Annotated in this window: 11 protein-coding genes; 8 read left to right on the top strand and 3 right to left on the bottom strand. The window is 59.3% G+C overall.

Features of this window, described 5'->3' with window-relative positions; translation table 11 throughout:
• Positions 1-175: 175 nt before the first annotated feature.
• Positions 176-433 carry a helix-turn-helix domain-containing protein gene (locus AAIH70_RS20555; protein WP_132277580.1) on the bottom strand — a complete coding sequence of 86 codons (258 nt, stop codon included), beginning with the start codon at positions 431-433 and terminating at the stop codon, positions 176-178.
• A gap of 201 nt (positions 434-634) precedes the next feature.
• Here AAIH70_RS20555 and AAIH70_RS20550 point away from each other — a divergent pair, with 201 nt between their 5' ends.
• The 8 genes from AAIH70_RS20550 (at position 635) to AAIH70_RS20515 (ending at position 11,231) form a co-directional block, all read left to right on the top strand.
• The gene (locus AAIH70_RS20550; RefSeq protein WP_430035273.1) at positions 635-3,490 is read left to right on the top strand and encodes a monovalent cation/H+ antiporter subunit A; all 2,856 of its coding nucleotides are present in this window, start codon (positions 635-637) and stop codon (positions 3,488-3,490) included.
• Positions 3,490-3,828 (top strand): Na+/H+ antiporter subunit C, encoded by a 339-nt coding sequence (locus AAIH70_RS20545; protein ID WP_132277576.1) that lies wholly within the window; start codon positions 3,490-3,492, stop codon positions 3,826-3,828. Before AAIH70_RS20550 ends, AAIH70_RS20545 begins: the two co-directional genes overlap by 1 nt.
• Positions 3,825-5,459 carry a monovalent cation/H+ antiporter subunit D gene (locus AAIH70_RS20540; protein WP_132277574.1) on the top strand — a complete coding sequence of 545 codons (1,635 nt, stop codon included), beginning with the start codon at positions 3,825-3,827 and terminating at the stop codon, positions 5,457-5,459. The genes AAIH70_RS20545 and AAIH70_RS20540 overlap by 4 nt, the downstream gene beginning before the upstream one ends.
• Complete coding sequence (locus AAIH70_RS20535) at positions 5,459-5,935, top strand: Na+/H+ antiporter subunit E (protein WP_132277572.1); 477 nt, start codon at positions 5,459-5,461, stop codon at positions 5,933-5,935. Before AAIH70_RS20540 ends, AAIH70_RS20535 begins: the two co-directional genes overlap by 1 nt.
• Complete coding sequence (locus AAIH70_RS20530) at positions 5,932-6,213, top strand: K+/H+ antiporter subunit F (protein ID WP_132277570.1); 282 nt, start codon at positions 5,932-5,934, stop codon at positions 6,211-6,213. The genes AAIH70_RS20535 and AAIH70_RS20530 overlap by 4 nt, the downstream gene beginning before the upstream one ends.
• A complete protein-coding gene (gene mnhG, locus AAIH70_RS20525) occupies positions 6,213-6,575 on the top strand; it encodes a monovalent cation/H(+) antiporter subunit G (protein WP_132277568.1) in 363 nt (120 codons plus the stop codon). Before AAIH70_RS20530 ends, mnhG begins: the two co-directional genes overlap by 1 nt.
• 141 nt (positions 6,576-6,716) lie before the next feature.
• Positions 6,717-8,069 carry an FAD/NAD(P)-binding protein gene (locus tag AAIH70_RS20520; RefSeq protein ID WP_132277566.1) on the top strand — a complete coding sequence of 451 codons (1,353 nt, stop codon included), beginning with the start codon at positions 6,717-6,719 and terminating at the stop codon, positions 8,067-8,069.
• 144 nt (positions 8,070-8,213) lie between these two features.
• Positions 8,214-11,231 (top strand): hybrid sensor histidine kinase/response regulator, encoded by a 3,018-nt coding sequence (locus tag AAIH70_RS20515; RefSeq protein WP_132277564.1) that lies wholly within the window; start codon positions 8,214-8,216, stop codon positions 11,229-11,231.
• Between the two features lie 56 nt (positions 11,232-11,287).
• Here AAIH70_RS20515 and AAIH70_RS20510 read toward each other — a convergent pair whose 3' ends face one another.
• Together AAIH70_RS20510 and AAIH70_RS20505 are read right to left on the bottom strand one after the other, a co-directional pair.
• Positions 11,288-12,058 carry an ABC transporter permease gene (locus tag AAIH70_RS20510; protein WP_132277562.1) on the bottom strand — a complete coding sequence of 257 codons (771 nt, stop codon included), beginning with the start codon at positions 12,056-12,058 and terminating at the stop codon, positions 11,288-11,290.
• Positions 12,055-12,873 carry an ABC transporter ATP-binding protein gene (locus AAIH70_RS20505; protein ID WP_132277560.1) on the bottom strand — a complete coding sequence of 273 codons (819 nt, stop codon included), beginning with the start codon at positions 12,871-12,873 and terminating at the stop codon, positions 12,055-12,057. Before AAIH70_RS20505 ends, AAIH70_RS20510 begins: the two co-directional genes overlap by 4 nt.
• Positions 12,874-12,906: the final 33 nt, after the last annotated feature.

Here is a 12,906-nt window from a genome sequence, read left to right as displayed (position 1 = left end):
CAGGCTCATAACCTGAAGGCCGCAGGTTCAAATCCTGCCCCCGCAACCAATAAAATCTCCCAAAAAACAAATAGCCAAAATACAAGCGCATCAAAGCAACGCGTGCGCTCAAAACAGGTGGTCTGCCCTCCGCCAAACGACGCTTGGAAAATGGCGCAGCTTTCTTCTGCCGTCGTCAGTTCACCGCTTTCGGACAGACGCCAAATTGATCGCCTTCCATGCGGACAAACGCGATACCGGCGGTCTCGAATGCCAGACGCAGTTGCGCTTCCGTTGCGCGGTGTACGTCGTGACGGTCGCCTTCGTAGTCCCGGATCGTGCTGCGAGACACGCCTGAGCGCTCGGCGAGATCCATCTGCGTCCAGTCGAGATAACCCCGAGCGGCCCGACACAGAGCGGGGGTCAATATCTTGCAGTAGTCGCCTTGACCCATCGTTTAAAGCTGCCCATATTGGTCAATATCTTTCATATATGGCATTTTTGATTCGCCGACCAGTGTTGCTTTTGCAATACTCTGCTGGACAGATCTCTGCCGGAGCCGAAAAGGAAACAGGACATTGGGATAACGACAGGGCCAACCATTCTTGCCCTTCTGCTGGTCTTGCCCTTTGTCGGAAGCCTGCTGTCTGCTGCGCTGCTGAAGAGCTCCTCGCGCAGCCTGCCCTCGCTGATTTCCGGGGTTGTGGCACTCGGTTGTTTTGGCGCATCGGCCGCCGCCTATCCGACGATTGCTAGAGGTGAGATCCTTCGCGCCAAGTTGCAATGGCTTCCGCAATTCGGTCTCGACTTTGCCTTGCGGATGGATGGTTTTGCCTGGCTGTTCTGTGTCCTGATCAGCGGCATCGGCTTTCTCGTCGTCGTTTATGCCCGTTATTACATGTCCGAGGATGACCCGGTACCGCGGTTCTTCTCCTTTCTGCTCGCATTCATGGGCGCGATGCTGGGCATCGTCATCTCCGGCAATGTCATCCTGCTCTCGGTTTTCTGGGAACTGACGAGTATCTTCTCGTTCCTGCTCATCAGCTATTGGCACAACAGTGCAGCGGCCCGCGACGGTGCCCGTATGGCGCTGACGATTACCGGCATCGGCGGCTTCTGCCTGTTGATCGGCGTGCTTCTGCTCGGCAATATCGTCGGCAGCTACGATCTCGACAAGATCCTGGCATCGGGCGATATCATCCGCAATCACCCACTCTACCTGATGGCGCTGATCTTCTTCCTGCTGGGCGCATTGACCAAGAGCGCGCAGTTTCCCTTCCATTTCTGGTTGCCCAATGCGATGGCGGCACCCACGCCGGTTTCAGCCTTCCTGCATTCGGCCACGATGGTGAAGGCGGGTGTGTTTCTGCTCGCCCGTTTTTGGCCGGCGCTGGCCGGGACCTACGAATGGTTCTTCATTCTGGGTGCGGCCGGTATCATCACGCTGCTGCTCGGCGCCTATTTTGCGATGTTCCAGCAGGACCTGAAAGGTCTGCTTGCCTATTCGACGATCAGCCATCTTGGGCTGATCACGACGCTTCTCAGTCTCGGCAGCCCGTTGGCAACGGTGGCGGCGATTTTCCATATGGTCAACCACGCCACGTTCAAGGCGTCGTTGTTCATGGCAGCCGGTATCATCGATCACGAGACCGGCACGCGCGATATGCGACGGCTAAGCGGGCTTTATACATTCCTGCCGATTACCGGCACGCTTGCCATGGTGGCGAGCGCCGCGATGGCCGGCGTGCCGCTGCTCAACGGCTTTCTCTCCAAGGAGATGTTTTTTGCCGAGGCGGTGGAAACGCATGCCGATTCCATTCTCGATCGTATCCTGCCTTATGTGGCGACATTGGCCGGTGCCTTCAGCGTCGCCTATTCGCTACGCTTCATTCACACCGTATTTTTCGGCAGCCCGCCGGCCGATCTTCCAAGACCCGCGCCGCATGAGCCGCCACGCTGGATGCGTTTCCCGATCGAAATTCTGGTGGTGATCTGCCTGATCGTCGGCATCGTACCGTCTTTCTCCATCGGGCCGTTCCTGCATGTGGCTGTTACCAGCGTGCTGGGCGCGGATACGCCGGAATACAGCCTGTCGATCTGGCACGGTTTTAACCTGCCGCTGGTGATGAGCATGGTCGCGCTGGTGGCCGGTGCGGCGATCTATTTTATCCTTCGCCGCTATCTGGCATCCTGCGCGGATGGCCCGCCTGTCTTCCGCCGTCTGCGCGGTCAGCGCATTTTCGAGCGTATCCTTGTCGAAGTCTCTTGGCGCTGGGCGCGTCTGGCCGAACAGCGGCTTGGGACGCGAAAACTGCAGCCGCAATTGCGCTGGGTGGTGTTTACCGGTTTTCTCGCCGGCATGCTGCCACTCACCCTGTCCGGTTTCGAACCGCGTCCCTTTGCTTTTTCAGGTGTCGATCCGATGTTTGCGGTCGTCTGGCTGATCGGCATTTGCCTGGCGATCGGCACGGCCTTCATGGCCAAGTACCACCGTCTGGCGGCGCTGGTCATGCTGGGCGGCGTCGGCCTCACGGTCTGCATCACATTCGTCTGGCTGTCCGCTCCCGATCTCGCCGTGACCCAGTTGCTGGTGGAAATCGTGACGACCGTCCTTATCCTGCTCGGTCTGCGCTGGCTGCCGAAACGGAACGAGGGTGTCGATGACGCGGTCACATTACGTGCGCGCTTCCGGCGCTTCCGGGATCTGGCGCTTGCCATCGTTTGCGGCATCGGCATGACGTTTGTGTCCTATGCCGTCATGACCATGCCGGTTCCGGACGCTATTGCCACCTATTTCCTTGAAAACGCCTATAGCGAGGGCGGCGGACGCAATGTCGTCAATGTCATTCTCGTCGATTTCCGCGGTTTCGATACATTGGGCGAAATCGCCGTCCTCGGCATCGTGGCGCTTACGGTCTATTCGCTTCTGCGTCGTTTCCGTCCGGCAGCCGACAGCATGAGCATGCCGGAGCAGCAGCTTATCCAGAACCGTTTCGATGAGGAACGCCCGGAGCGTTCCGCCGGCGATACGGTGCGTGAATATCTGCTGGTCCCCTCCATCATCATGCAGTGGATGTTCCCGGTCCTGATCACTTTCGCAGTCTACATTTTCATGCGCGGGCATGATCTTCCGGGCGGCGGGTTTTCGGCCGGCCTGACGCTGTCGATCGCGTTTCTGCTGCAATATCTGGCAGGCGGCACGCGCTGGGCGGAAGATCGCATCCGTATTTTGCCCTTGCGCTGGATGGGGGCGGGTCTTCTGACGGCGATGCTGACCGGTATCGGCGCCTGGTTCCTCGGTTATCCGTTCCTGACCTCGCATTCGCGCTATATCGAACTGCCGCTGATCGGGAAAATGCCGGCGGCCACCGCATTGTTCTTCGATCTCGGTGTGTTCCTGCTGGTTGTCGGATCGACGGTGCTGATCCTCGTGGCACTGGCGCACCAGTCGGTTCGTATCAATCGTTTGCGGGCCAACGACGCTGAAAAAGCCAAGGGAGGAGAGGCCTGATGGAAATCATCCTGTCCATCGCCATCGGCGTCATGACCACATGTGGTGTCTGGCTGCTTTTGCGCCCGCGCACCTATCAGGTCATCGTCGGGCTTTCAATGCTGTCCTACGCCGTCAACCTGTTCATTTTCGGTGTCGGTGGCGTCAAGACCAATGTGCCGCCATTGCTGACCGATGATGTAGCGACGGGTGCGCTGGCCGATCCGGTTCCGCAGGCACTTGTGCTGACCGCCATCGTCATCGGTTTTGCCACGACCGCGCTTTTCCTCGTCGTGCTGCTGGCGTCTCGCGGCCTGACCGGCACCGACCACGTCGACGGAAGGGGGGATCGCAAGTGAACGGCTGGGCACATCATCTCATCATAGCACCCGTCCTTCTGCCGCTTGCCGCCGCCGCCATCCTGCTGTTCATCGATGAACGCAGCCGCATGGCGAAAGGGCTCGTCAGCCTTGCAGCGGCGCTGCTGCTGGTCGTCATCTCTTTCGTGCTCTTCCGCATAGAAAGTGGCCCGAACGATTTCGAAGGCGTCTATCTGCTGGGCAACTGGATGGCGCCATTCGGTGTCGTCCTGGTGCTTGATGCGCTGTCGGCGCTCATGCTGCTTTTGACGTCGTTGCTCGGTCTTGCGGCGCTGGTCTATTCGTTGGCGCGCTGGCACACGGTGGGTGCGCATTTTCACACCATGTTCCAGCTGCTGCTAATGGGCGTGAATGGCGCGTTTCTCACCGGCGATCTGTTCAATCTCTTTGTTTTCTTCGAAGTCATGCTGGCGGCATCCTATGGCTTGCTGCTGCATGGTTCCGGGCCTTTGCGCGTCAAGGCGGGTATGCACTATATCGCCGTCAATCTGGCGGCGGCGCTGCTGTTCCTGATCGGAGTCAGCCTGATCTACGGCACGACCGGCACGCTCAACATGGCGGATCTGGCTGCCCGCATTCCGAATATCGAGCCGGACCGGCGCATGCTGATGGAGGCCGGCGCGGGTGTTCTCGGTATCGCCTTCCTGATCAAGGCCGGCATGTGGCCGCTCTGCTTCTGGCTGCCGACTGCCTATAATGCGGCGTCCGCGCCTGTCGCCGGTGTTTTTGCCATTCTCAGCAAGCTCGGCATTTACGTCATCCTGCGACTGACCATGCTTCTGTTCGGCGACGGCCCTTCGGCCGGTTTCGGCGCAAATGTCCTGCTTTACGGGGGCATCGCCACGCTGATTTTCGGAACGGTCGGTGTGCTCGGTTCACAGGCGCTGGGGCGTCTGGCCGGTTTCTCCGTGCTGGTGTCTTCGGGAACGCTGCTGATGGTTCTCGGCATCAATGATGGCGCTGTATCATCCGGTGCGCTTCTTTATCTCGTCAGCTCCACCTTGACGATCGGCGCATTTTTTATGCTGATCGAGCTTGTCGAGCGCGGTCAGGATGCCGGAGCCAACGTTCTGGCGGTCACCATGGAAGCCTATGGCGATGCGGATGAGGATGAGCCAGAAGAGGGGGATGGTGTCACCATGCCCGGCACCATGGCCATTCTGGGCACCTGCTTTGCCGCCTGCGGCATTCTTCTCGCGGGTCTTCCTCCGCTTTCCGGCTTCGTTGCCAAGTTTGCCATGCTTTCGGCCATGATGGGCACCGGCGCTATCGGTGTGCCGCCCACGGCGGCTGTCTGGACGCTGGTCGCGTTGGTCATCCTCTCCGGCGTTGCATCGCTGATCGCGATGACGCGTGCCGGCATCCGCACCTTCTGGAGTTCGATCGAGGGCACTGTCCCACGGGTTCTTGTCATCGAAATCGTGCCGGTCATGTTCCTGCTAGGTTTGACTTTGGTGCTGACGGTTCAGGCTGGACCGGCGATGCAGTACATGGACACAACCATTCGCACGCTGGCCAATCCGTCCATCTATATCGATGCGGTCAGGAACGCGACCGTGATCACGGATTATGATGATCAGACAAAGGTGTCGGTGGAGGGTGCGAACTGATGCTGCCCTATCCTCTTCTCACCGCCTCGTTGATTCTGATGTGGCTTCTGCTCAGCGGTTTCACGCCGGGACAGTTCATTCTGGGCACACTTGTTGCCGTCTTTGCGTCATGGGCGATGGCATCGCTCAGGCCCGACAAGCCAAAGATCCGCAAATGGCATCTCATACCCAAGCTGGTGGCCATCGTCTTTTTCGACATCATCCGGTCCAACATCGCCGTTGCCGGTGTTTTGCTTTTCGGCAGAGGCAAAGGGCGCCGGCCGGGGTTCCTGACCATTCCATTGGAGATTGAGGATCGCACGGCGCTTGCCGTACTCGCCATTATTCTCACCAGCACGCCGGGTTCGGCATGGCTTGAATATGATCAGCACGACCGGACGGTTCTTCTGCATGTCCTCGATCTGCTTGATAAGAATGAATGGATCGATCTGGTCAAGAACCGGTACGAAAAACTCCTGATGGAGATATTCGCATGAGTGCAATCATCATTTTCACCGCCGTATCGATTGCCCAGCTGATGATCGGTGCAGCAATGGCCATTGCCTCGCTCAGGATGTTTCGTGGGCCGCGTGCGCAGGACCGTATCATCGGGCTGGATACGCTTTATGTCAGTGCCATGCTGCTGCTGGTAACCTTTGGCATCGGTACAGGCCGCGTGGTCTATTTCGAAGCGGCACTCGTCATCGGCATGCTCGGCTTCGTTTCGACTGTCGCTCTTGCCAAATTCCTGATGCGCGGGGAGGTGATCGAATAATGGGTCTTGTTGTCGATATTCCCCTATGGGGTGCGATTGCCGTCGCCTTCTTTCTGATCGTCGGGGCCTCGCTGACCTTGATCGGCGCGATCGGCTTTTTGCGATTGCCGACTTTTTATGAGCGCATCCATGCGCCGACACTCGGCACGAGCTGGGGTATCGGCGGCATCATGCTGGCCTCGATGATCTATTTTACCCTGTCGACACAGCGCTTTGTGTTGCATGAGATTCTCATCGGCATTTTCGTGACAGTGACGACACCGGTGACGCTGATGTTGCTGGCCCGTGCAGCGCTGCATCGCGACCGTGCGGAAGGCAATCCCGATGTTCCGGGCAAGGCGCACGAAGAAGACGGCGATTGAGATTGCGGGTTCGGTGAAAGCTGTTGTCGAAATCTTTCACCTTGAACAGCCCGGCACGCGTTCTATGCTTCATGCAAGAATGGTGTGAAAGCATGGTCCCGATCCGGTGGCCATCAGCAACCGGAAAATGACGGAGAGCCGATGGTTTACGATGTCGTTGTTGTGGGATCCGGCTTTTCGGCCATCGCCGTAACGATCAACCTTCTGAGGGAAATGCCGGCCGGTACCTCCATCGCCGTGGTTGGCGACGATGCCGGTTTCGGCCGCGGCACGGCCTATCGCACTGAATTCCATCTGCACCGCCTGAATGTCGCCGCCGCACGCATGAGTGTATTTTGCGATCTTCCGGATGATTTCCGGCAATGGCTGGGCGACCGTGGCCGCCCGGCAGAAGCGAACGCGTTTGCCTCACGCGGTGATTACGGGCTTTATCTGCGCGACCGCTTTGCGGCGCTCCTGCGTGAACGTCGACAGGATGTCCGGCTCGATTTTATCAGGGCCAAGGCAACACGATGCATGCGGGTCGTTGATGGGGGGTATTCTTTCGAGCTGGCAACCGGCAGCAGTCTGGATGCTAGCGCGGTCATTCTTTGTCTTGGCCTCGGCAATGCCGACCTGCCCGTCTCGCACCAGAACGACGCCGGCGACCGTATCGTCGAAAACCCCTGGCGTCTCAACTGGCTGTCACATGTGGAGCCGGAGGAGGATATCTGTATTCTCGGCTCGGGCCTGACGATGATCGATCAGGTGCTGGCACTGCGTGAACGAGGGCATAAGGGCCGCATCCAGGTCCTGTCCCGCCGGGGCCTTGTGCCGCATTCGCACGCCACTGTCGGATTGACACCGTCGCCACCGCAACTGCCCGAAACGCGGGCAATCAGCAAGCTTCTCCATGCCCTGCGCGCACAGGCCAGAGATGCGGCAGACTGGCGTGTCGTCATGGACGGTCTGCGGCCCCTGACGCAATCGCTGTGGCAATCCCTGAATGAGGAACAGCGTTCGCGTTTCCTGCGGCATGCACTGGCCTGGTGGAATGTGCATCGGCACAGGCTGGCACCGCCGGTGCGCCAGCGCTTCGAGGCTCTTCTGAACGCGGGCACGGTGGCCGTTCACGCCGGTTACCTGCAAAGCATGGAGCAGAATGACAAGCGTGTCGTTCTGCGCTTCAGGAAGCGCGGCGGGTCGGACATAAAGGAATTTGCCGTCGACCGCGTCGTCAACTGTACCGGCATGGAACGCGCGGGCCTCAAACACTCGCCCTTGCTGCTTTCGATGCAGGAAGGTGGCTTGCTGCGGCCGGATCGGCTCGGTCTCGGTATCGTCGTCGATAATGTTTCGCAGGTATGCGACGGCGGCGGGCGGGCGCAGCAGGGTCTTTACGCCGTCGGTGGCCTGACGGCCGGGCAATTCTGGGAAATCACTGCCGTTCCCGATATTCGCGTGCAGGCACACGCGGTTGCTGAGCGCATCGCCAAAAGTATCGATCCGGTATGAGAGCAGGGTCTCCTCGAGACCGGAGGTTTAACGACGTTTCTTTACCGTTGCTGAGGTGTGATCGGTAGTGCAGTTGTACGCGTGATCACCGGGTGGTATGAGCGCCGAGCTATTTCCACATATTGGTGTCAAGTTTTCCTGTCCATGGATACTCTGAATTCCCCGCCGCTCGTCTTCATCGATTCCGACAATATAGTCACCGGCTGGTCCGAAGGCGCGCGGCGTCTTCTCGGCTATCTGGAAGAGGATGTGCTGGGAAAACGATATGACGATCTGCGCAGTGATGCCGAGCGATCATTCATTGCGCTCGATGGCCGGGTCGTACACCTGATCGCGACATCGGTTCCAGCGCCCAACGGTGGGACCGTCATCACGCTTCGGGCGGCCGATCGGCTGGCCATGCAGGAACAGCTTGAACTGACACTCGCCAATACCGACGTCATCGGTTCCTGGGATTGGGATCTGCAAAACGACCGGGTGGTCACTGATCGGCGCTTTGCCGAAACATTCGGGGTCGATCCCCATGCCGCAGCAACTGGCCTGCCGCTTGAATCGTTTGTTTTCAACATCCATGCCGCTGACCGGGCCCGTGTATCGACCGAGATAGCAGATGCGCTTTCCAGCGGAGAACCGTTCCGCAGCGAGTATCGGGTGCATCATGCGGATGGATCTATCCGCGATGTCGCCGCCCGCGGTCGTCTGATCGAGAATGAGCACGGTCAGGCGATCCGGTTTCCGGGCATGCTGTTCGACATCACCGCCCGGCGCCAGGCCGAGCGCTCTGCTGCACAATTCGACGAGCGCTACCGCTCGCTGTTTCAGACACTGGATGACGGTTTCTGCGTCATTCAGATGATCTGGGACGAAAACGGCAATCCTGTCGATTACCTTTTTCTCGAGGTCAACTCGGCATTCGAGAAACAGACAGGTATCCTCAACAGTGTCGGTCGCCGTATGCGCGAGATCGCGCCCGATCATGAGCAGCGCTGGTTCGATATCTACGGTCAGGTTGCCCGTACGCAGGAAAAAGTTGCATTTGAAAATGCCGCCGAAGCGCTTGGCAAATATTATGACGTGCAGGCTTTTCCGGTCGATGGGCCGGAATCCGGCAATGTCGCCATCCTGTTTTCGGACAGGAGTGAGCAGAAGCTGGCAGAAAATGCGCTGCGCGCCAGCGAGGCCGAATTCCGCACGCTTTCGCAATCCGTCCTCAACCATATCTGGATTGCCAATCCCGACGGGCAGACGACATGGTTCAATGATCGTGTTTACGAATATCTCGGCGTTCCCGAAGGTTCTTTGACGGAAAGCATCAGGCCGTTCGTGCATCCGGATGACCTGCCGCCGGCGCTCGCCGCATGGCAGACGGCGCTTGCTTCGGCCCAGATCCTGCAGACCGAATACCGGGTTCTGCGCAAGGATGGAGCCTATCGCTGGCATGTGGTTCGTGCCGTGCCGGTGCGCGATGCCAGTGGTGCCATCCTGCGCTGGATCGGCACCAATACCGATATCGAGCATTCCAAGCGTAATGAAGAGGCGCTGGCGACACTCAACGCCACGCTCGAGCACAAGATCGAAGAGCGTACGCACGAGCTGATGGTCTCGCAGAAGGCGTTGCAACAGGCCCAGAAAATGGAAACCATCGGCCAGCTGACCGGTGGCGTTGCGCACGATTTCAACAACCTCCTGCAGGTCGTGGCGGGCAATCTCCAGCTTCTTGCCAAGGATGTCGCCGGCAACGAACGCGCGGAACGCCGCGTCACCAATGCCATGGCCGGTGTCAGTCGCGGTGCCAAGCTGGCCAGCCAGCTTCTCGCGTTCGGGCGCCGTCAGGCGCTGGAGCCAAAGGTCATCAATGTCGGCCGTTTCCTCAACGGCATGGAAGATCTGCTGCGCCGCTCGATCGGCGAATCCGTCGAAGTCGAAGTGATTTCCGCCGGCGGTCTCTGGAACACCTATGCCGATCCGACGCAGGTGGAAAACGCGGTTCTCAATCTCGCCATCAATGCACGCGATGCGATGCAGGGCACTGGCAAGCTGACGATCGAAGTCGGCAATGCGTCGCTCGATCAGGATTATGCGCGGGCGCATGTCGAGGTCGAACCCGGCCAGTATGTGATGATTGCCGTCACCGATACCGGCTCCGGAATGAGTGCCGACATCATGGAGAAGGTTTTCGAGCCGTTCTTCTCGACCAAGCCGGAAGGCAAGGGCACAGGTCTCGGCCTGTCCATGGTTTATGGTTTCGTCAAGCAGTCGGGCGGCCACGTCAAGATCTACAGCGAGGTCGGCCATGGCACGACCGTTCGTGTCTATCTGCCGCGCGCCGTTGCCGATGAGGATCGGGAAATCGTCGTCCAGAACGGCCCGATCGTCGGCGGTACTGAAACCGTGCTCGTGGTCGAGGATGATGACGAGGTTCGCGCCACCGTGGTCGAAACGCTGGCCGATCTCGGTTACCGCGTTCTCACTGCGCGTGACGCGCAGGCCGGCCTGACTGTTGTCGAAAGCGGTATCCCGATCGATGTGATCTTTACCGACGTCGTCATGCCGGGGCCGCTGAAGAGCCGGGAGATGGCGCGCCGCGCCAAGGAACGCCTGCCCAATCTCGTCGTGCTGTTCACGTCGGGTTATACGGAAAACTCGATCGTGCACGGCGGCAAGCTTGATGCCGGCGTCGAGCTTCTTTCCAAACCGTATACGCGTGAAGCGCTGGCTCGCCGGCTGCGTCACCTGATCGCCAACCAGAAACAGCAGCAGATGGCATCGGCGCCGAAAATGGCGACGACGACAAATCCCGCACCGGCTTCCTCGATGCTGCCGCTGACGGTTCTTCTGGTGGAGGATGATGCGCTGATCCGCATCAACACTGCCGAGATGCTGGCCGAACTTGGTCATCAGGTTCTCGAAGCCGGCACGGCCTGCGAGGCACTGACGGTATTACAGCGCGGCGGCATAGATCTTCTCGTGACAGATCTCGGCCTGCCGGACATGAACGGTCATGAACTGGCGATCAGGGCGCGTGAGCTGCTGCCGGAAATCGGTGTGGTCTATGCGACCGGCGACACATCCGTGCCCGACAATATTCCGGGGGCGGTGATGCTGGGCAAGCCTTACGACGAGGAAACCCTGAAGGCGGCGGTTTCGAAAGCGGCTCGCTGACACAACAAAACCGGCGCCGCGAGACGCCGGTTTTTCATTTTCGGGATGTCTTTATCTCAGCCGCCGACGCCGAACGTCGTGCCGCGCACGGCCCAGGCAGTCATCCGTTTCTCGATCATTGCGAAGATGACGTACATGGCGATACCCATGGCGGCGATGACGACGAGGCCGGCAAATACCAGCGACACACGGAAATTGGCCGATGCCTGCGTCATCAGCGTGCCGATGCCGCGATTGGACGCCAGTGTTTCGGAAATCACCGAGCCGACAAAGGCGAGCGTGATCGAGATTTTCAGCGACGCGAAGAGATAGGGCAACGAGCGCGGAATGCCGATCTTGCGGACAATGTCGAGCTGATTGGCACCGAGCGAGCGCAGCACGTCACGCAGTTCCGGTTCGATGGTGGCCAGCCCGGTTGCGACATTCACGGCGATCGGAAAAAAGCTCAGCATGAAAGCGGTCAGAATGGCCGGTACGGTGCCGATGCCGAACCAGACCACCAGAATGGGCACGATCGCCACTTTCGGCACCGAGTTGAAACCGACCAGCATGGGGTAGAGGCTGGAATAGGCGAACCGCGACGAGCCGACGAGAATACCGAGCGCTGCGCCAAAGATGACGGCGACGGCAAAGCCGATCACAGTCGTCAGCAGTGTCTGGCTGGAGTGGAACCAGATGATGTAGAGATTGTCCCAGAGAGCCACGGCAATTTCCGTCGGCGCCGGCAGCACGAAGGACGGTATCTTGAATCCGATGCAGGCAGCCTGCCAGATGAAGACGAGAAGGATCGGCAGGAAGATGGAGCCGAGACGTTCGAACTTGGTCATGGCGTCATCTCCGAACCTGCGGCTGATTTGATTTCGATCGGCAGGCGCTGGGCGCGAATTTCAGCGCGCAGCTCCATGACGTTCTCGTTGAATTTCGGATCGATGAAGGTGCGTTCGTTGCGTGGCCGGGAAAATTCGGCGGTATCGACACAGCGCACGACGCGGCCGGGCCGGTTCGACATGACATGCACCTTGTCGGCCAGATACAGCGCCTCACGCAGGTCGTGGGTAACGAGAATGGCGGTGAATTTTCGCTCCAGCCAGATGGTCTGCAGCACGTCCCACAGCTCTTCGCGGGTAAAGGCATCGAGTGCGCCAAAAGGCTCGTCGAGCATCAACAGGCGTGGCTGATGGATCAGCGAACGACACAGCGAAACGCGCTGCTGCATGCCGCCCGACAGTTGCCACGGATAATGATCGGCAAAACCGTCCAGCCCGACGATGCGGAGCAGATCCATGGCACGCTCGACGAACTCCTTGCGCTTGGCGCGGAACTGGTGGCGCTCAGGACGCACCACTTCCAGTGGCAGGAGCACGTTTTCGAGCGTCGTGCGCCAGGGCAGAAGGTTGGGGTTCTGGAAGGCCATGCCGACGATGCTGACAGGCCCGTCGATTTCTCGTTCGTCGATCAGCACGCTGCCTGATGTGGCGGGCATCAGGCCCGTCACCAGTTTCATCAGCGAGGATTTTCCGCAGCCGGACGGCCCGACGACCGCGGCGAAAGAACCCGCCGCGACAGCCATGTTGAGTTCGGAGACGGCAAGCGTCTTTCCATAGGAAAGGCTGACGTTCACCAGTTCCACGAGGTTTTTCATCACGTTTTTTCTCTTGTCGTCCGGGCTTGCGAA

Origin of the sequence: Neorhizobium sp. BT27B (assembly GCF_050455485.1) — a bacterium.
GTDB lineage: Bacteria > Pseudomonadota > Alphaproteobacteria > Rhizobiales > Rhizobiaceae > Neorhizobium.
The sequence above is the reverse complement of the archived record's forward strand: the minus strand, read 5'-3'. Positions and strand labels throughout refer to the sequence as shown.

What these genes read in the sequence shown, in the direction of transcription:
- mnhG (WP_132277568.1), top strand. Translation starts at nt 6,213, where the DNA reads ATGGGTCTTGTTGTCGATATTCCCCTATGGGGTGCGATTGCCGTCGCC.
- AAIH70_RS20545 (WP_132277576.1), top strand. Translation starts at nt 3,490, where the DNA reads ATGGAAATCATCCTGTCCATCGCCATCGGCGTCATGACCACATGTGGT.
- AAIH70_RS20520 (WP_132277566.1), top strand. Translation starts at nt 6,717, where the DNA reads ATGGTTTACGATGTCGTTGTTGTGGGATCCGGCTTTTCGGCCATCGCC.
- AAIH70_RS20515 (WP_132277564.1), top strand. Translation starts at nt 8,214, where the DNA reads ATGGATACTCTGAATTCCCCGCCGCTCGTCTTCATCGATTCCGACAAT.
- AAIH70_RS20510 (WP_132277562.1), bottom strand. Translation starts at nt 12,058, where the DNA reads ATGACCAAGTTCGAACGTCTCGGCTCCATCTTCCTGCCGATCCTTCTC.
- AAIH70_RS20555 (WP_132277580.1), bottom strand. Translation starts at nt 433, where the DNA reads ATGGGTCAAGGCGACTACTGCAAGATATTGACCCCCGCTCTGTGTCGG.
- AAIH70_RS20535 (WP_132277572.1), top strand. Translation starts at nt 5,459, where the DNA reads ATGCTGCCCTATCCTCTTCTCACCGCCTCGTTGATTCTGATGTGGCTT.
- AAIH70_RS20505 (WP_132277560.1), bottom strand. Translation starts at nt 12,873, where the DNA reads ATGAAAAACCTCGTGGAACTGGTGAACGTCAGCCTTTCCTATGGAAAG.
- AAIH70_RS20530 (WP_132277570.1), top strand. Translation starts at nt 5,932, where the DNA reads ATGAGTGCAATCATCATTTTCACCGCCGTATCGATTGCCCAGCTGATG.